Genomic DNA, 18498 nt, shown 5'->3' with positions numbered 1-18498 from the left:
GTTCCTAGCGCACCGGCGCCTACTGCCTGACTGTGGGCAATTCCATTAGATCGCACGACCCGGCCGTTTTCCACCAAGAACCAGGGACAACCACCGAGTAGTGGCCCCTTACTGGACCGGCCTGAACAACCCCTTGGCGCAGCGGCGGCTTGAGTCAGAGCAGAGATGGAGCGCCGCCAAACTCGACGAAGCCTCACAGAAACGCGTTACTCAACATCTTCCGCGGCGACCGCCGCCTCGATGGCCGCGCGCAGGCGGGCCTCGTACTGGGCGCCGCCCCCCACAAACACGTTAGCGACGCGGCCGTCGCGGCCGATGACCACCGTCTGCGGGATGCCCGAAACCTGGTAACGCTGCGCGGCCACGCCGTCACGGTCTAAGGCGATGTGGGGCTTAAGCTGCAGGCGGTCGAGCGCGGCGGTAATCTCCTCGGCGCCCTCCTGCAGGTTCACCGCCACCACCTTAACGCCGCGGTCGGCGAAGTCCTCTCCCACCTGGTCCACGACCGGCATCACCTGCATGCATGGCCCGCACCAGCTGGCCCAGAAGTCGAGCACCAGCACCTCGCCCCGGTAGTCTTCGATCTGGAACTCCTTGCCGCCCTGGTCCGCGCCGACGCTGTAGAACGGCAGCTTGAGCGGCGGCGCCGGCTGGCCCACCAGCGGGAAGTTGGTGGACGCGTCGCCCGCCTCGGAGTCGGCGGCGTCACGCGGCGCGGGCGCGTTCTGCATCTTCCAACGCTGGTAAGAAAGCTCCGCCCGGGCCTGCTCGATGCGGTCGCCCAGCAGCAGCATGTCGATGCTGTCGACCGCGACGCTGCAGGCGGCCAGCACGTCGCTCTCGCCGATCAACAGCGTCTGCCCGCCCTTGCCCCGCTGGTTGTCGGCGGCCGGCTGCTCCTCGAGCCGATCGAGGTAGAACGTCAGGCGTACGCCGTCGCGTTGCACCGCCTGCACGCGGGGGCGGTCGCGCTGCGGCGGGGCGTCCTGGGCGTCCGCCCCGTCGGACGGATTGTCGGGCGGGTCGAGCCAGATGATGCGGGCGATCCGCGACCGTTCGAGCGTCGCCTCCTCGAGGCGGACCTCGACCACCGCGTGCTCGTCGGTCAGCGACCGTAGTCGGCAGCGGAGGTAGTCGCCCTTGGTCGACACCAGCAGGTGGGTGGGCGGGTCGTTCTCGCGAACGCGGGGCAGCGTGAGCAGCTTGTCCCGCTGCGCGCTGGTCATCCGCCCGTCGACGCCGTCGGTGACCAGCTCGATCGCCTTGACCCGGTTGTGCGGGGCGAAGTCGGAGTTGGAGTACGGCGAGCTGAAGTGGACCCCCTCGTCGTCGATCCGGTTGACCGTGCAGGGCAGCTTGTCCCCTACGCGGAGGTACATCACGGCGTCCTGTCGCTCGGGCGCCGCTGAGGGCTCCGCCGGCTGGAACGAGAACACCGACGCGATGGCGCCCAGCACGCCGCGTTGCCGCTGCTGCGGCGCGGGCGCGGCGGCGCCCATCGCCTGCGTCGTCGGCTTGGGCGGGGGCTCGCGGAACAGCAGCCGGCCGGAAACGTTGTCTAGGAGCGGCGCCGCGTTGCGACTCCCCTCGGGACGCCACATCAGGCACGACGCGTCGCCCCGATCGGCGTGATCTTCGGTCCCCGCCGACAGCACGCCGACGGAACGCGAGTCGTCCGTTTCGAGCCTGGGCAGCGACTTCCTCTTGGCCGCCGGCGCGCCGTCCTCGGGGAGAATGCTGGCCGAACGAACGGCGCGCACGTCCGCCAACGACACCACCAACTCCTCGTCTAGATTGGGGCTGGCTATCCGCAGCCGCTCCTGCTCGACGCCCCGCGCGGCGCCGGTGATCCTCAGCCCGTTGTGCAGGTTGACGCTCAGCACGGCGCCCCCCGGCGCCGCTTCTTCGGAATCTCCGCCTGGGAACACGATGCTCACCACCTCGTCCAGGGCGACTTCGGTCGCCTGCGGCTCGGTCGGGTCGACCTCGTCCTCACTGGCTTCGGCGTCGTTGTCCGACTCATCGCTGGCGGGCTCGTCGGCCGCCGGGGTAACAAGCAGGCGACCCTGCTCGGGTCGGTAGCCGGTCAGCTCACCGTGCACGGATTCGCCCGACTTGAGCGTCACGCGGGGCTGGTCGCCGCGGACGCTTGCCGGCGGGGCGCCGTTCCACGGGCTCACCGCCAGCCGGTCGAGGCGGATGTCGCCCTCTCGGTTGGTCAGCTTGATCCCGCTGCCGAACCGCACCGTGCGTCCCCCCACGCCAAGCTCGGCGAGCTGCTCGCCCGCGGGCGTGGTGACGGTCAGCCGGTTGGCGGTCTGGTCGAGGTACAGCCGGAGCTGGACCCGGCCCGCCCCCGGCGCCAACTCGCGCAGCGGCGCCAGGTCGGCCGCGGGGGCGCTCTCCTGCACGGCAACCAAGTGCCCGCCGACGGTCTCGATGCGGAAGGCCTCGGTCTGATCCTGCTTGCTCTCAGCCGGCGCGCCGGGAGCGTTGAGCGGTTGGGCCTCCTGCACCTTCTTCGGTTTCCCATCGCCGCCCTGGATCCAGACCTCGAATATGCCCAGGGCGGTGCTCGCGGCTTGCTTGGTGACGCCCAGCTCGAGCGAGAAGTCGGCGCCGCGTTTCCACGACAGCTCCACCTCGATCAACGCGCGGACCGGCAGCTTTACGTCTCGGCTGGCGGACGCGTGACTAGCCGAGGTAGACAGGCCGCCCACGGCGTACTGCCAGTCGCCCTCATCGCTGGGGTCCCAGGCGGAGAGCTGGTCTGGCCCGATGTAGAACTCGTTGGCGTTCTGCCCGCCATCGCCCTGAGCGGCGCGGACCAGCCCGCGGACACGGCCGCGGGGGATACGTAGCTGCTGCGGCGGGTCGGCGCCGTTGAGCGTCGCCGACACCGTGAACCACTCCGGCGAGAGGTCCACCAGGTCGCCCACCACGACATCGCCGCCGGACAGCTCAAACCGGAAAGCCCCTCGCGGCAGGACCGCGTCGCGGGGCGGGGGCAGCGTGGCGTACGCGACCGACTCCCAGCCGAACTCGAACGGCTCGCCCACGAACCCGGGCCGCCACCGGATGACGCCCGGGTCGCCGCCGTCGAGCCACTCGCCCTGGTAGTAGTCGCCGCCCGAGAGGGTCAGGACCCCGGTGGGTCCCGCAGCCGCAAGGGCGACCGGCGCGGAGGACAGGGTGGTCAGCAGGAGGCAGCGCAGGATTCGTGGCACGTCGGGTCACCGCTCGTAGATGGGGAGGAACCGGTAGTTGAGCGCCAAAGCCAAGAGCGACAGCTGGGTGCTGGTCTCCGGGCCGAGCTGCCCGGGGAAGGCGCCGTCGTCCCGCTGCGAGTCCTTGAGCCGCCGCACCAGCAGCTTGTTCCACTTCTCCCAGGCCTCGATGTCGCCCTGGAAGAGCGCCTGGGCCTCGTAGTAGTCGGTGTACTGCTGGTAGTGGCCGGCGCCGGTCTTCTCGAGGTTCTGCTTGAGGTGCTTGAGCGTGGCGTCGTACTCCGGCAGGTCCTTGCGCCGCGCGACCGAGTACACCAGCGTGGCGATTGAGATCCGGGCGAGCGACTCGTCGAACCCGGAGCCGAACCCTCCCGAGTAGCCCACCATGCCGTTCTCGCTGGTCATGTTCGAGAAGTACTCGATGGCGCTGTTGACGGCCTTGTCGGGCACCTCGATGCCGGCGTTCCGCGCGGCCAGCAGCCCCATCAGCACGGCGCCGCTGACGGAGGTGTCGGCGTCGTTGGCCTGGGGAGAGTACCGCCAGGCGGAGGTTGGGTTGCCCTGCTGCGAGGTCAGCGCGCCGCGCACCGCCAGCTCCAGCGCGGCGCCGATCGATCGCTTCTCGCCGCCGCCGGCGGGCCAGAGGTCGCGGTCGTCGACGGCGCCGTAGGCCTCGGCCAGGCCGAGCATGGCGAAGCCGTGGTGGTACATGCTGCCGCCGAAGTAGCCGGTGTTGGCGTCCTGCTGCTGGATCATGCTGCGCAGCGCGCGGCGGAGGTGCCCGCTGTACACGCCGAAGTTCGGGTCCTCGCCCGAGGCCAGCATCGCCATCACTGCCATGCCGGTCGTGCCGGCGCCCTGGTAGCTGCCTCCCCAGCCCCCCTGCTCGGTCTGCACGCCGGCCAGGTACTGCAGGCCCCGGTCGTACATCTCGCGGACGTCGCGCGGCACGGCCTCGCCGTGCATGGCCAGCGGCGGCTGCGAGAATGCCGGCGCAGTGCACACGGCGAGCGCCGCCGCGACGCACCACTGCCACGCGAGGCGTGGGTTGATTCGCGGAACGTTCATTCGTCGTCCTCCCTGTAGGGGCGGACCCCCTGGCTCTCCAGGTGGCTCTCGTAGCCCCGGCCCGTCTGCAGCGCGTTGGCGACCCCCTCACCGACCGGGCCCTCGAGCAACTCTACAATCTCATGCCGCCGCACGGTGCTCGCCTGGTGCATGATGTAGTACTGGTCGGTCTCGCCGAACCGGTTGGGCGGCAGCGTGGAGCCCTCGATCAGCCCGATCAGACCTTCCCGCTGACGCGTGGTGAGCGGCAGGTGCTCCTCAAGCATCATGACGTAGGCCTGGATCAGCGCCCGGTAGCGGTAGGCCCGCCGCTGGTTCTGCAGCCGGCGGTGCGCGGCGAGCTGCTCCGGGTCGAGCGTGCCGCGGGCCACCCGACTGACCAGCGAGTCGGCGCCGAACAACCCGGCCTGTGCGGCCTGCTGCAGCGGCTGGATCATCTGCCAGACCTCGTTGAACTCGTCCTGCCCCGGCTTGGTCTTGATGTAGTGATCCTTGACCTGGTTGTACCGCTGGAAATAGCGCTCGATCTCCATCTGGCCAGCCAGGCGGAGCTTGAGCTCCTGCGCCTCCGTCAGCGTGCACGACTGGCCGAGCTGCTCCAACGCGAGGTCGAGCTTGTTGCCGAATACGTCGCGCTGCCCCTCAACGGACTGCGCGGTCTGGAACACCCAGTTGTCGAACTGCTCTGGCTGGACGATCCAGTCGTTCTGCTGCTTCGGCTCCTCCACGATGTCGACCCAGCCGTCGTCCTCACCCCGTGCTGTCGGGGCAAGGACCACGGCGGTCAGCGCCAGCGCGATCGACCATCGGAGGCTGCTGATCATGCCTCGGCCCCCCCATCGGTTGACTGCGGGCGGGCGGCGTTGCCCCCCCGCGGCTGGTCCTGCTCAGGCCGCGGGTCCTGCGGCTCGAACGGCTGTACCTGCAGGCCGCCGTGCCCCATGAACCCGTTGTCGCCGAAGAACACCGGTCCGTGCCGCTGCGCGGCTTTCCAGACGCTCTTCTGGTTGGCGTTGAGGTGCGGCACGATCACTTTGTCGGGGAGCTGGGGCAGGTACTGCGGGCTCTGCAGCAGGCCGCGGACCGCCACCTCCCACGACTCTTGCCAGCTCTTCAAGAGTGACGCGTGAACCGCGTCCCGCTGCTCCTCGGTCAGGCTCAACTGCTTATCGATCGCGCTAACCAGGTTGGTGGCCGCGGCCTGGCGGCGGAACTCGCGGCGGTCGCGGGCGTCCTGTTTGTAGAGGGCGAGCTGGTCCTCCGTGAGGTGCTCGGCTATCGACTTGTCCAGCTCGTTGCGGACGGCGTCCCACGGCTCGGACTGGCCCTGCATCTGCGCCATGCCGTTGATGACAACAATGCCCCGGTTGATCTTGCCGGCCGCCATCTGCTTGGCATACTCGCGGACCGCCTTCTCCAGCGCCGCCTGCGAGCTCTCCAGCAGCTGCTCCTGCTGCTCGCGTGTCGGGTTGCAGACTTCGCGGAGGGCGTAGAGGTGGCCGCTCAGCTTCGACATGTAGATCGGCCGGTACTGCTGCAGCAGCGCCTTGGCCTGCGCGTTGAGTCCATCGTCGTCTTTGCCCTCGACGGGTTGCTCTTCTGCGGGCGCCGCCAGGGCGGGCGCCGCATAGACATCGAAATCCACGGCCCCTTCCAGGAAGAGAACGTCTTCTGCGTCGGCTCCCCGGCAGCAGGCGATCGCGAGCAGCACCGCCAGCACCCCGAGGCGCCGGTCGGTTGCGGTTGAGAGGGCTTGGATCATTGCACGCCCCCGGGGTTGTCGAGCCGGCTGAAGTACTCGTCAAGGCCGGCGCGGAACTCCGCGGGCAGCTGCGGGCCGGAGTCGCCACTGACCTGCGTGACGCCGCGGTCCTCGCGGACCTCCTGCTCGTTCACGCCCTGTCCGACCAGCGCCAGGGCCGGCGTGTCGGTATCGCCGCCGCCCCCGCCGCCGGGAGAGGAGCCTCCGCCACCCCCACCGCTCGGGTTGAGCTTCTTGGACCGCAGGAGCAGCTCGATCGCCTCGGTCTCGGCGGCGATGGCCAGGCTGCCGGTGTCGGGCTCGGCGAGGATGTCGGTCGCGTCGGCCATCACCATCGAGACGTTCAGCAGCAGCTTCAGCTCCTTGGAGAAGTGCTGCTGCGCGTCCTCCAGCTCGAGGATCCGCTCGCCGAGGGCCACCACCCGCTGCTCGAGCTCCATCTGCGTGATGCTCAGGCGGCTGGCCTCCTCGCCGTAGGCGGCTTCTTGGACGGCCGCGCGGGACTGCTCGGCGACGCGGGTCTCTTCCCGCAGGCCGATCTCGGCCTCGAGGATCCGCATTGCCTCGAGCACGATCGACGGCGGCAGGCTCTCCGGCGAGGCGCCGCCCGGGCACTCGCCGGAACAGGCGGGGTCAACCAGGTCATCGGCCCAGCGGTCGAGCGTGTCGGACCAGAACTCGCCCTGGGCGATCGCCAGCCCCTGCTTCTTGGGGATGTCGTCCGCCACGCGGCGGAGCCCCTGCAGCACCTCGGCCTCGCGCATCTCGTCGAGAACAAGCTTGAAGCGGGCCATGCGGCGGCGCTCGTAGTAGGCGTGCATGTCGTCCATGATGTACGAGACCTGCAGCTCGCTGTCGGCCTGCCGCTCACCGGCGTTCTTCAGGGCCTTGGTCGATTTCTCGCCGAACCGCTGCTTGATCATGCCGAACGTGTTGGGCAGATTGAGCCCCAGGTCGCCGGCGATCTGGTACTGCTCGCGCGAGGCGGCCTTGAGCCGCTTGACCAGCGTGCTGCCCTCAAGATTGGCGAGGATCTCGTTGAGCTCGTCGGCAATCTTGCTGAACTCGGCCAGCAGGTCGCGCTGCTCGGTGACGGCCTCCTCCATCTTTTGGCCGGCCGGGTTCTGCGCGGGCGGCGGGTCGCCTTTCTTCGGCGAACCGGCGACGGTGGTGACCGGCAAGGTCAGCTTGGCGCCGGAGTTCTTCTTTTTGTTCCCGCCCGCGGCGTCGTCCTGGCTGTCGCTGGGGCCGCGCTGGCTCGACTCCCGGTCCGCGATCGTCGGCGCCGCCGGCTTGGGCTTCGAGTCCGGGTCCATCTCCGCGGGCTTGCCGCCGGAAGAGTCGCGCGACTTGCCGGCGTGCGGCGCCGAGGGCTGCCCGCTGCTGGCGACCTTGGGCGCCTGCGACGACTCTTTCAGCAGGTCGGCGACCGACGGCATCCGGTTGGCCGAGATGTCGTCCAGCAGCTTGAGCATCTCCGCCCAGCGGTCGATGTGGCCGACGCCGATCTCTTGGTTGCGCGAGGCCTCGCGGACCAGCTCGGCGCCGGCGGCGGTGAGCCGGCGCAGCCGGCGGCCGTTGGCCTGCTCGGCCGCGGCCTGCTTGTTGATCCTCTGCCGGGCGTCGTCCTGGTCGAGCTGGTCGGCGGCCAGTGCTCGGAGGGCGCGGTTCTCCTCGTACAGCTGCATCTCGCGGTCGCGGACCTCCAGCGCCTGGCGGTGCCACTTGCTGAGCTGCTCGGTGATCCAGATCGCGTGCTGATCGGCCGTCAGCACGTACAGCACGTGCGGCGGCGAGTACACGCGGCCCCGCTCGGGGAAGTAGTCCTCCGTGAACGCCCGAACCTCCAGCGGCTGCGGCGTGATGCCGAGCGACTTAGCCGAGAACACGCCCTGGGCGTCGAGCGTCTCGGCGTGGTGGTCGCCGGCGGCGAGCAGGCGCTCACCGTGGACCGGTTCGCCGCGGGACATCGGCAGGCTGGTCCACTGGAAGCCGACCCGCTGCACGCCGAAGTCGTCCCGCGCACGGACGGTAAAGTTTAGGAGCTCCGACTCCAGCACCACCTCCTGGGTTGGCAGGTTGTCGACGATCAGCGCCGGAGGCTCGTCGGCCAACGCCGAGACCGTGAGCTGCAGCGGGTCGGCGCCCGACAGGCCGAGCTCATCCACCCACGCCAGCTCCGTCTGACGCGACTCGTCGACCAGCATCTCCGGGACGCTGAACGACGCGTCGCGCGGCTCGCGGGCTGCGCCGTCGACGGTGGCCGACTTGAGCGCGCGGCTGGCGACCGCGTCCACGCTCAGGCGGCTGCCCCTGACGAGCGATATCGCGCCGCCGCGGATCTCCTTCTCGATCGGCTCGTCGCGGCCCAGGTAGTCGGGCAGTTTGACGTGGGCGGTGAGCCCCGTCAGCTCCGGCCGTACGGTCGGCTTGACCCATACGCGGTGGGTGGCGTCGCCCACGCGGACGCGCATCTGGTCCTCGCCGATCTGCGGCGGCAGCGCCAGCTCGTACCGGTCGTCCGCCAGCGACGCGCTGACCGGCCGCTGCTTGCCGATGCGGGCCTCGGCCGACTCGGGGCGCCACTCCGTGGCCTTCGTGAGCGCGACATCGAGCTGGAACGGCTCGCCGTGCGCAACGACCAGCTCGGCCGGCAGCGGCTTCACCGCGGTGAACGTGTAGCGGGCCGTGCCGCCCCAGGGCTGCAGGAACCGCGCCCAGGCGTTGCGGGCGGCGGCCGGGTAGGACGCCAGCAGGCCGATCGCGACCGCCGCGAACAACGCCGCCAGCCCGCCCCACAACACCCGCCGCGACGGCGGCGTGGCCTGGGCAAAGTCGCTCCGCGCAGCGTCCTCGGCGGTCTGCTGGATGGCGGCGCCGACCAGCCGGTGCGAGCGGTGCTGCTCCGCGCGGTTCTCGGCCAGCTCGATCACCCCCAGCAGCTGATCGCCCAGGCGTGGGAGCCGGCGGCTGAGCAGCCGCGAGAGCTGAGCCGGCGTCCGCCGCCGCCACACCCAGCGGTGCAGGAACCACGGCAGCACCGCGCAACCGGCCAGCGCAGCGGCGAACACCGCCGCCCGCACCGCGGCCGGGGTGTCGAACAGGCGGTCGAGGACAAACACCGCGGCGTAGGCGCAGCCCACGGCGAACAGCGCGATGGCGGCCGCCTCGGTGAGCTTCAGCGCCCAGACCCGCCGGCGGTAGTCTCGCAGCTGCGTCGCGAGCGAATCAGGGACGACCAGTTTGTCATCATCCGTGTTCATGATTGTCGCCGCTTGTTAGGTTGCCTTGGGAAAATCCGTAATCGTCATCAGATCAGCCCCACCGCTTTCCGCAAGACCCAGAACACGCCGAGCAGGGTCACGATCGCCGCGGCGACCAACGGGTTGCTCCAGAGCTGCAGCCGGCGGATCGTGGGGGGCGGCTCGGGCAGGGCCGTGAGCCGCCGGATCGCGTCCTCGGCCTTGTCGATCGCAATGGTCTTGCCGCGGCTGACGCGGGCGATCTCTTCGAGCACCTCGATGCGGGCGGGCTGGCCGATCTTCTCCGCCAGGTCCCCCTGCACGTAGAACGAGGCCTCGAGCACGGCGCCGGTCTGCTTGGCGCTGAGCGTGACCTGGTGCTTGCCGGGTTCGGCGCTGGTGAAGCGCCCGCTGAACGCGCCCCACTCGCCGCCGGTGGACTGAAACCGCACGGTCTTGGCCTTGCCGGAGGGGGCCGTGATCCGCGCGACCACTTCGCCTTCGGCCAGCGGCTCGCCCGAGTTGTCCATCACATTGGCGTTAATGGTTAACGTCTGCCGCAGCTGCGGCTGGTCCGGCGAGTAGTACAGCCGCATGGTCTCGCCGCGGGCCATGTTCCGCTGGTACGCCATCCACCGCACCACCTGGCCCCAGAACCGGTAGTGGTACTTGTCCTCCACGCCCTTGCGCCACCGCCAGGCGCCGTCGGTGCCCATGAACAGCACCTTGCCGGCGCCGAAGGTGCGGGTGGCGAGCAGCGGCAGCCGGCCGTACTGGTTGGAGGCCGACTCGTGCACGCACAGCACCTCGCTGCCCGGCCGGGCGCGGAGCACCGGTGCGTACCACTGGAAGCCGGGCAGGCCGGCCCAGATCTCGGCGTTCTCGTCGCGGGTATCGGCCAGCTTGGTCAGCAGGCTGCGGCGGCCGGTCTCGGTAAGCTGGAAGTGGTTGGGCGTGCGCGACCCCCAGCCGTCGGGCTGCGTGGGATCGAGCTGCACCGGGTACAGGTCGGCAAGCTCGGTGTCCAGCAGGCTGATCTGCCGGCCCTGCCAGCCGGGCATCACGACCAGGCCGCTCGCCTGGTGCTCCACGAGGCCCTTGATCAGCCGGCACTGCTCGGTGGTGAGCTGATCGGCCGAGCAGCCGACGTCGCCCAGGAACACCACGTCAAACTGCGCGAGCTCGTCGAGCCCGGAGGGGAACTCCTTGATGTAGTCGGCATTGCCGCCACCTTGTTTCGTTAGGCCGGGGTGGAACAGCAGGCACGACACCTCGACGCCCGGGTCGCGGGACAGGGCGTTGCGAAGGTAGCGGTACTCCCACCGCGGGTAGGACTCGACCACCAGCACGCGGAGCTTCTCCTCGCGGATCGCGATCGGGGCCGACGCCTGGTTGTTGGTGAGGATCTGCTCGTCGCCGTGGTCGGGGATCGTGACCGTCAGCGTGTAGTCGCCGGTCTGCTCGGGCTTCCAGACGATGGTGTCGGTCGAGCGGCTCATGGCGCCGATCCGCACCTGCTTGTCGATTGTCTGACCGGAGGAGGTCTTGAGCTGCACGCTGGCCAGGTAGTCCTGCGGCAGCGAGCTGTCGATGGTGATCGGGATCCGCACCTGCTTCCCAGCGATGCCGAAGGTGGGCGCGTCGAGGCTCACCAGCTCCACATCGGGCAGCCGCGTGGGGCTGCCGATCGGGATCGTGAACACGGGCGTTTCGCGCAGCCGCAGCCGCGTGGCGGCGTCGACCGGCGGGGCGCCGGCGTTCCAGTCGCCGTCGGACACCAGCACCACCGCCCGCAGCTGGTCGTGCTGCGTGACGGCGTCGGCCAGCGGCGCGTGCAGGTCGCTGGAAGTCTGGCCCGTGGCGGACGAGAACGGCGTCAGCACCACATTGTACTGCGAGGTCAGGTCGGACCAGAACTGGGCGTCGGTGAGCGACTCGATGCTCTCGGCGCGGGTCGCCGGCTGGCCGGGGCGGTCGGCGGCGACCACGTCGCGGGTCTGCATGCTGACCGAGTCGTCCCACAGCACGGCCACGGTCGGCTTGCTGTCGGGCCGGAACTCCTCGATCCACTCCGGCTGGTTGAACAGGATGGCCGCGGCGATCACCAGGCCTAGGCGGAGCAGCTCCAGCAGCGCGATCGATCGGCGGCCGCCGCTGCGGCGCCAGGCGAGGAAGCCGAACGCAGCGGTCGCCGCGACCGACAGCACGGCCAGCGCGATGGTCACCGGCCCGGTCTGGAACAGCAGGGAGCTGGTAGAGCTCATGCGACCTCCTCCAGCGCCGGCTTGGCGGCGGTTGGCGGCGCCTTGACCGCGGACACGAACTGCGAGCTCGGCTTCGTGACCCGCGGCAGGCAGAGCCCGGCCTCGATGGTCAGGGCCAACATCATCGCGCCCAGGAACAGCCGCCAGATCTCGTGCACCAGCTGGTTGTCGCCGCCCGGTTGCGTGTCGACCTGGTCGAAGTCTAGCCCGGCAAACAGCCGCTCAACATCGCCCTCGGCGAGCGGGACCGGGTGGTCCTCCGCGAGCGGCCGGTTGATGGCGGTCAGCTTGTCGCCCGCGGCGTAGACGCCCTGGTGGTGGCGGTAGGCGGTTGAGAGGACCTCCTCGCCGGCAGGCGATGCGTCGCCCGCCACGCGGCGCCAGTCCTCGCCCGCGGCGGGCAGGGCGGGGCCGGCCGGCTGGCTGCGGGTGTCGCCGAGCACGCGGAGCCCCTCGGCGATGGCCCGCTGCATCGCCACGTACAGCACCACGCCATCGGCGGCGAGCGTGGAGTCCGTCGGCGCGGTGGAGGTCGCCAGGAAATAGACGCCGCCCGCATCCGTGGGCGCCCGCGCCAGCAGTGGCGCGCCGCCCGGAAGGCTCGCCAGTGTGCTGCACTCGCCCTCGAGCGAGCAGTACCGCGCCACCTTCCAGCGTCCGACCGGCAGGGCGGCGCCGCTCTGGGTGTTGGCGAGCAGGTCGTGATCGCCCCGCCAGTTGTCGGGCGTCAGCGGCTGGGGCGGCTGGCGCCAGGCCTGCCACCGCACGCCGAATAGCTGCTCGCCCGCTGGGTCGGTTGGCGGCAGCAGCACGAGCTGGCCGCCGCGCTGGACGAAGCGGGTGAGCTGGGCGGCGGTCTTGCCGGTTGGGATCTCCGCCGCCCAGACCACCAGCGCCAGCTCCTCCCAGGCGAGCGTCTGCAGGGAGTCCGGCGGGAAGACCTCGGCCTCGGCCAGGGCCGCGTTGGGGGAGATCGATGCCGCCAGCGTCAGCGGACGCACCTCGTCGGCGTTGTCGGCCACCACTACCGTGCGGCGGACGGGCGGCTCGTCGAACACGAAGTACGCGCTGTCGTCGGCCGGGTTGGCGTCGGCCGGCAGGCTCACGCGTCCCCAACCGCGCTGCGTGTCGCCGGCCAGCGGGATGCGGTGGTCCTTGAGCTCGAAGTTGGCGCCGACCAGCTCGATCTGCATCTGGGTGCGGGCGCCGTCGATCTCGAACTGCAGCGGCAGGCTGACCGGCGGCAGCTCGCCGGTCCCCGACGCGTCACGGGTGACGACCGCCGACAGCAGCAGCTCGGCGCCGCCGGCGGCCTCGACGCGTCGGGCGTCGGTGACGCGGACCGCTAGGTTCGCCGCGGCGGCGTTGGCGGTCGAGTCGTCGGCGTAGTTCAGCAGGTGGAACCGCACCTCCTGAGGGAACTCGACCAACGCGTCTCGCAAGGATGCCCACCGCCCGTTGTCCCGTTGCCAGTCGTTCTCACTGAGGTCCGACGCGATCCACACTTCGGTGCGGCCCGGGTTGTTGGTTTTGATGTAATCGTAGAGCGTCTGCATCATGGCCGGCAGGTCGGCCGATGAACTGACGCCGGTCGCGTCGGGCGACTCGAGCAACGCCACCGGTGACTCGAGCTCTTGTGGAGCCGCGGTCGCGCTGTCGATCAGCACCCAGCGGTTGGAGCCCAGCGTGCCGAGCGCGTCGGCCAGCTGGCGGCGGGCCGAGTCGAGCTTCGAGACCCCGTTGGTCTGCGCCTGCATGCTGGGCGACCGGTCCAGCAGCACCACCGTGGTGTCCGCCTTGCCGCCGGCGGTCAGCGCCAGCCAGCCGCTGGCCAGCGGGCGGCTGATGGCCACGATCAGACCCACGATCGCCAGCACCCGCATCGCCATGATCAGCCACTGCCGGATGCGGGCGAAGCCGCGCGACATCTGGTTGGCCGACAGCAGGAACTGCATCGCGCCCCACTCCACCGTGCGGTACCGACGCTGGTTCACCAGGTGGATCAGGATCGGCAGGCCGGCGATCGGCAGGGCCCACAGCAGCCATGGCTGGAGGAAGCTCATCTGGCGCCGGCCCTCTGCGTGCGTTGCACCAGGAACCGCATCAACGCCTGCTCGTACGGCTGGTCGACGCGCACGGCGTGGTAGTCGACGCCCGTTTCGAGCACGGTGGTCTTGAGCCCGGTCAGGTAGGCGGTGAGCGCCTTGTGGTAGCGGTCGGCGATCTCGGTCGGCTCCGCCAGGATGCTGGTCCCGCCCTCCATGTCGACAAACCGCATCGGCCGATTGAAGTCGAAGTCCAGCTCCTGCTGGTCCAGCAGGTGGAACACGGCGAGGTCGTGGTTGCGGAACCGCAGGTGCTCGAAGCACTCGCGCAGCTCGCCCGGCTCGACAAACAGGTCGGAGATCACCACCACCAGCGCCCGCTGGCGGATGGTCTCGGCCAGCTCGTGCAGCACGGGCACGAGCCTGGTTCCGCCGGCGGGGCGGATCTGCTCCAGCGTGTCGAACACGTGCCGCAGGTGCGCCGGGTTGCGGCGGGCGGGCACGTCGGTCACCACCTTGTCCGACACGCAGCTCAGGCCGACCGCGTCGCCCTGCTGAACTGCCAGGTAGCCGAGCGTCCCGGCCAGCCGGCGGGCGTAGTCAATCTTGCTGAGCCCGCCGTTCTGGTGCGACCCGAACCGCATCGACCCGCTGGTGTCGACCACCAGGCAGCAGCGGAGGTTGGTGTCGGCCTCAAACTCCTTGACGTACTCCCTGCCGGTCCGCCCCAGCGCGCGCCAGTGCAGCCGGCGGAGGTCGTCGCCGGGGACGTACTTGCGGTACTCGGCGAACTCGACGCTCGCACCGCGGTGGGGGCTGCGGTGCTTGCCGGAGACATTCCCCTGCATCGCGCGGCGGGCCATGAGCGGCACGCCCGCCAGCCGCGCCAGCACGGCGGGCTCCAGGAACGATCGCGATTGGTCGTCGGCGGGCATAGAACCGTGGAGGTCCTGGGACGCGGGGGCTATCGGTCGGTGTCGGCTTCCTCAACGAGCCGGCGGACGACGCTCTTGGCGTCGAGCCCCTCGGCCTGGGCCGCAAACGTGGTGATGACGCGGTGCGTCAGCACGGGCGCGGCCACCTCCTCCACGTCCTCCAGCCGCACCATGTAGCTGCCGTTCAGGGCGGCCCGTGCCTTGGCGCCGAGGATCAGGTTCTGCACCGCGCGGGGGCCGGCGCCCCAGGCGACCAGCGGCTTCAACCACTCGGGCGCGTCGGGGTGGTTGGGACGCGTCCGCCGCACTAGCCGCGCGGCATAGGTGTAGATGTGGTCGGGCACTGGGATCCGCCGCACCAGATCTTGGTGACGGATGATCTCAGCGGCGTCCATCAGGTGGTCCAGCGTCGGGAGCGCGTCGCCGGTGGTGCTGCGCGCGATATCGATCTCTTCCTGCTCGCTGGACGGGTAGTCGAGCTCGATCAGGAACATGAACCGGTCGAGCTGCGCCTCGGGCAACGGGTAGGTGCCCTCCTGCTCGACCGGGTTCTGAGTGGCCAGCACCAAGAACGGGGCGTCGAGGGTGAAGGTCTTGCCGACCGCGGTGACGCGTCCCTCCTGCATCGCCTCGAGCATGGCGGCCTGCGTCTTCGGCGGGGCGCGGTTGATCTCGTCGGCCAACACAACATTGGCGAACACCGGACCGTGCACGAATTCGAAGGTGCGGCGGCCGTCGCCCGTGTCCTGCAGGATGTCCGTGCCGGTGATGTCCATCGGCATCAGGTCGGGCGTGAACTGGATGCGGCTGAAGCGGAGCGACATGGTCTCCGCGAGCTTGCTGACCAGGAGCGTCTTGGCCAAGCCCGGCACGCCCATCAACAGTGAGTGCCCGCGGGCGAACAGGCAGACCGCCAAGAGCTCGATCACGTCACGCTGGCCAACGATCACCCTGCCCAGCTCCTCGCGCAGGCGGCTGTAGGCTTCGCGCAGGTGGTCGACGCCCTGGACGTCGTCCTCGCTCAGCGTGTGCGGAGCGGAGTTGCTCACCGAGGCCGGATCGTACATCTGAGTCATAGGGCAGGACCGGGAGGAAGGAGGGTGAGGTGTGTCCGCGGGGGTAGAGGCGGGCCCTGGCCTGCGACCGGGCAGTCGTCAGCGTTGCGCGCCACGCAGCTCCTTGCGCCGGATGGCTGGCGCCGGCCGGGCATGCCCCCTGTATAGACGATTCGAAGCCGACTTTCACTCTAATAATTAAGAGAAGACCGGCCGCTACCTTGCTTCGTTTGCCAGGCTCCTCTTATTCGCCAGCCGACCCAAAATCTGGTCCGCCGGATCGCGGTTCTCGGGAGTTTTTGCAAGCAAGTGTCACGGAGAAAGTACTGGGCATACGCACCGTGGATCGAGAAGCCTCCCCCTCGGCCGCAGCGCGGATAGGGTTCAGACGCACCCCAGCAGCCGACGGTTCTCAGCCGGCCGAAAGAAACAACGAAAAAGCCCCGACGCCCCTCTCGAACGGGGGGGACGTCAGTCCAACTGCTTGCAGAACCGTCCGACGCTGATCGACAGCGCCACCAGGCAGCACACCGTCAGCCCGACAACCGATGGCAGCAGGTCCAGCAGCCCTGCGCCGCGGAGGATCACACCGCGGAGGACCTCGATAGAGAAGGTCACCGGGATCGCAAACGACAGCCAGTAGATCGGCAGCTATCGGCATCCATCCACGGGGGAACTCCTGACAGCCGGATCCCCGGTGCGCGGGCTGCACTTGTTCAGCGACAGTCACTGCGACGACAGTTGCAACGCACCCGCCGACAGGCGATTCGCCCCCAAACACGTTGCGTCCGGCCCCTTGTCACGCGGCGCGGCGCAGCCGGCCGATCGTCGACGCCCGCACCCGTTTGAACTCGCGTTGGAGCTTCTGGCGGTAGAACTCGTACCCGAGCGGCAGCACGCCCTCGGGCCGCTCGGGGCGCCAGTCGCGCCACTCGGTGCGTCGGACCGCGCGGTAGAAGTCCTTGCGGAAAGGGTGGTCGCAGAAGTAGTGCCACGGCTTCGTGGGCGAGCAGTAGTGCACGATCCACGGGTCGCGACGCAGGTTGCGGAACGCTTCCTCACCCAGCGGGCTCTCCCGCCAGGAGGGGTAGGCGAAGGCACCGGCGGTCTGGTTCCAGCGGGGGTCGAGCGCCCGCCACTGGTCGGACAGCACCACGTTCAATCCGTACTGGTCCCACCACAGCACATGGTCGCGGTTCGCCTCCAGGCAGTCGAACACCCGGCCGCCAACGTCCTCGCGCCGCCAGCGGGCGGCGTCGATCACCAGCAGGCCCGAATTAAAATACATCGCCTCGGGCCGCAGGCCTAGCTCGCGGTAATTGGCGACCGGCCGCGCCGCCGACAGGTAGGGGTGGCGGCGGGGATAGTCGGCGGTAGCGAGCTCGCTGTCGATCCAGGGGGCCGTCATCTCCTGCACGGCGAGCGCCAGGTCGTCCCCCAGTGGCTCCGCGTACAGCTCTGTCAGGTCGCGGCGGATAAGCATGTCCGCGTCGAAGTAGATCAGCTTGCCAATGTCCCCAGGCAGGCACTCGGGGAGCATGAGGCGGAGGTAGCAGGTCGTGCTCACATGATCGCTGACCGGGAGGTGCTCTACTGCGCCGATGTCCGGGTCGACCCACTCAATGCAGACGCGTGGGTCTTGCCATGACGCCTCCAGGCGGTCGCGGGTTTCCGGGGAAAGGCCGCCGTCGATAATAAACAGACGCAGCCGCGCGTCGGCGCTGAGCGAGTCGATCGCCGACCGCACCGTGACGGCCAGCGGCAGGGCGTAGCCCTCGTCGGCGCCGGTGGCGGCGACCACTTCGTTGTTGGTAGCGCTGAGCATGGTGGTTGTCCTCGGTGCGGTTCGGCTTGATGGTCGCGTCACGCGGCGGCCCTGGCGGGCGGAACAGATGAGGCGGCTGGCGCGACGCCCCGCGGTGGGGCGGGCAGGTTGTCGTTGCCGGACCACCCCTTGGTCGCGGCGTAGCGCGCAGCCTTCAGCAGGTAACCGATACGCCCGGGCCGCAGACGCCAGGCCTGCAGGTACAGCGGCGCCGCCCGCGAGCGGGTGGCCGAGGGGTCCGCCTGAGTGTGGTTCTTGGCGTGCATCATCGCGGACACCGCGTACGACGCGGCCACGGCGCGGCGGGCCTGCCGGTCGCTGCCGCCGGGCATGTCGAGGTGCCAGCTGGAGAGTGTCGCGTACTCCTCGATGGTGCCGGCGATCTTTTGGGTTGTGGCGCCCTGGTGGCTCTTGCGGTACAGGCAGTGCACGCCGCCCACGCAGCGGAAACGCTTGGCGAGCTTGGCCGCGCGGAGCATGAAGTCCGCGTCCTCGCAGAAGCGGAAGTCGGTGCGCCACGCCCCCACGTCCTCGATCACGCTCCTCCGCACCACGGTAGCCGAGGGGGTCACGAAGCTGCGTCCCAGCAGCGAGTGCGGGAACCGGTTGACCTCGTCGTGATTGGGGCCCCAGAAGCCCAGCATGTGGTCGGTGCCGTCCTCGAACATCGCGGCGGCCGAGTACGCGACGTCGTCGCCCGAGTCGTTGAGCGCCGACACGCAGGCGTGCAGGTGGCTGGGCAGCCACCGGTCGTCGCAGTCGAGGAACGCCACGAACTGGCCGGCGGCGAGCTCGAAGCACCGGTTCCGGGTGTATGCGGCGCCGCGGGACTCGGAGTTTCGCTGGAAGTGAACGCGGTGGCCCGGGTGGGCGTCGGCGAACCCACGCACGATCGACTCGGTCTCGCCATGCGAGCCGTCCTCGATCACCAGCACCTCCCAGCGGTCGTACTGCTGCGCGGCGATCGAATCGAGCGCCGCACCGATGTACGCGTCGCCGTTGCGGGTCGGAATAACAACCGACACCAACCCCTCAACCGACGGGGACTCAAAGTGTAGCGTGTCCACGGTATCTC

At 69.8% G+C, this 18498-nt stretch carries 12 protein-coding genes; all 12 read right to left on the bottom strand.

Translation table 11 applies throughout. The features are described 5' to 3' along the window. Window positions 1-206: 206 nt before the first annotated feature. The gene (locus tag KOR34_RS10135; RefSeq protein ID WP_146564470.1) at window positions 207-3227 is read right to left on the bottom strand and encodes a TlpA disulfide reductase family protein; all 3021 of its coding nucleotides are present in this window, start codon (window positions 3225-3227) and stop codon (window positions 207-209) included. A gap of 6 nt (window positions 3228-3233) precedes the next feature. Further along, window positions 3234-4295, bottom strand: a complete 1062-nt coding sequence (locus tag KOR34_RS10130) for a squalene--hopene cyclase (RefSeq protein ID WP_197531301.1) — start codon at window positions 4293-4295, stop codon at window positions 3234-3236. Continuing rightward, a complete protein-coding gene (locus KOR34_RS10125; RefSeq protein ID WP_146564469.1) occupies window positions 4292-5119 on the bottom strand; it encodes a hypothetical protein in 828 nt (275 codons plus the stop codon). The genes KOR34_RS10130 and KOR34_RS10125 overlap by 4 nt, the downstream gene beginning before the upstream one ends. Further along, complete coding sequence (locus KOR34_RS10120; protein ID WP_146564468.1) at window positions 5116-6057, bottom strand: hypothetical protein; 942 nt, start codon at window positions 6055-6057, stop codon at window positions 5116-5118. Before KOR34_RS10120 ends, KOR34_RS10125 begins: the two co-directional genes overlap by 4 nt. Beyond that, a complete protein-coding gene (locus tag KOR34_RS10115; RefSeq protein ID WP_146564467.1) occupies window positions 6054-9320 on the bottom strand; it encodes a hypothetical protein in 3267 nt (1088 codons plus the stop codon). Before KOR34_RS10115 ends, KOR34_RS10120 begins: the two co-directional genes overlap by 4 nt. Window positions 9321-9367: 47 nt before the next feature. Next, window positions 9368-11563 carry a hypothetical protein gene (locus tag KOR34_RS10110; protein WP_146564466.1) on the bottom strand — a complete coding sequence of 732 codons (2196 nt, stop codon included), beginning with the start codon at window positions 11561-11563 and terminating at the stop codon, window positions 9368-9370. Next, window positions 11560-13626, bottom strand: coding sequence for a BatA domain-containing protein (locus KOR34_RS10105; RefSeq protein ID WP_146564465.1), 2067 nt, complete (start codon window positions 13624-13626; stop codon window positions 11560-11562). Before KOR34_RS10105 ends, KOR34_RS10110 begins: the two co-directional genes overlap by 4 nt. Then, window positions 13623-14543 carry a DUF58 domain-containing protein gene (locus KOR34_RS10100; protein ID WP_146564464.1) on the bottom strand — a complete coding sequence of 307 codons (921 nt, stop codon included), beginning with the start codon at window positions 14541-14543 and terminating at the stop codon, window positions 13623-13625. The genes KOR34_RS10105 and KOR34_RS10100 overlap by 4 nt, the downstream gene beginning before the upstream one ends. Before the next feature lie 29 nt (window positions 14544-14572). Then, window positions 14573-15619: an AAA family ATPase gene (locus KOR34_RS10095; RefSeq protein WP_146564463.1), complete on the bottom strand. Its 1047-nt coding sequence runs from the start codon at window positions 15617-15619 to the stop codon at window positions 14573-14575. Between the two features lie 450 nt (window positions 15620-16069). Continuing rightward, window positions 16070-16216, bottom strand: coding sequence for a hypothetical protein (locus KOR34_RS26625; RefSeq protein WP_197531300.1), 147 nt, complete (start codon window positions 16214-16216; stop codon window positions 16070-16072). Between the two features lie 181 nt (window positions 16217-16397). Beyond that, window positions 16398-17423 carry a glycosyltransferase family 8 protein gene (locus tag KOR34_RS10090; RefSeq protein WP_146564462.1) on the bottom strand — a complete coding sequence of 342 codons (1026 nt, stop codon included), beginning with the start codon at window positions 17421-17423 and terminating at the stop codon, window positions 16398-16400. A 38-nt stretch (window positions 17424-17461) separates the two neighbouring features. After that, on the bottom strand, window positions 17462-18490 hold the full coding sequence (locus KOR34_RS10085) for a glycosyltransferase family 2 protein (protein ID WP_146564461.1): 1029 nt from the start codon (window positions 18488-18490) through the stop codon (window positions 17462-17464). Window positions 18491-18498: the final 8 nt, after the last annotated feature.

Origin of the sequence: Posidoniimonas corsicana (genome assembly GCF_007859765.1) — a bacterium.
GTDB classification, from domain to species: Bacteria; Planctomycetota; Planctomycetia; order Pirellulales; family Lacipirellulaceae; genus Posidoniimonas; species Posidoniimonas corsicana.
This window is presented reverse-complemented; position numbering and strand designations above follow the sequence as displayed.

Bases quoted from the DNA above. Each gene is read 5' to 3' on its own strand.
- KOR34_RS10130 (WP_197531301.1), bottom strand. From the start codon at position 4,295: ATGAACGTTCCGCGAATCAACCCACGCCTCGCGTGGCAGTGGTGCGTC.
- KOR34_RS10125 (WP_146564469.1), bottom strand. From the start codon at position 5,119: ATGATCAGCAGCCTCCGATGGTCGATCGCGCTGGCGCTGACCGCCGTG.
- KOR34_RS10120 (WP_146564468.1), bottom strand. From the start codon at position 6,057: ATGATCCAAGCCCTCTCAACCGCAACCGACCGGCGCCTCGGGGTGCTG.
- KOR34_RS10115 (WP_146564467.1), bottom strand. From the start codon at position 9,320: ATGAACACGGATGATGACAAACTGGTCGTCCCTGATTCGCTCGCGACG.
- KOR34_RS10110 (WP_146564466.1), bottom strand. From the start codon at position 11,563: ATGAGCTCTACCAGCTCCCTGCTGTTCCAGACCGGGCCGGTGACCATC.
- KOR34_RS10105 (WP_146564465.1), bottom strand. From the start codon at position 13,626: ATGAGCTTCCTCCAGCCATGGCTGCTGTGGGCCCTGCCGATCGCCGGC.
- KOR34_RS10100 (WP_146564464.1), bottom strand. From the start codon at position 14,543: ATGCCCGCCGACGACCAATCGCGATCGTTCCTGGAGCCCGCCGTGCTG.
- KOR34_RS10095 (WP_146564463.1), bottom strand. From the start codon at position 15,619: ATGACTCAGATGTACGATCCGGCCTCGGTGAGCAACTCCGCTCCGCAC.
- KOR34_RS10090 (WP_146564462.1), bottom strand. From the start codon at position 17,423: ATGCTCAGCGCTACCAACAACGAAGTGGTCGCCGCCACCGGCGCCGAC.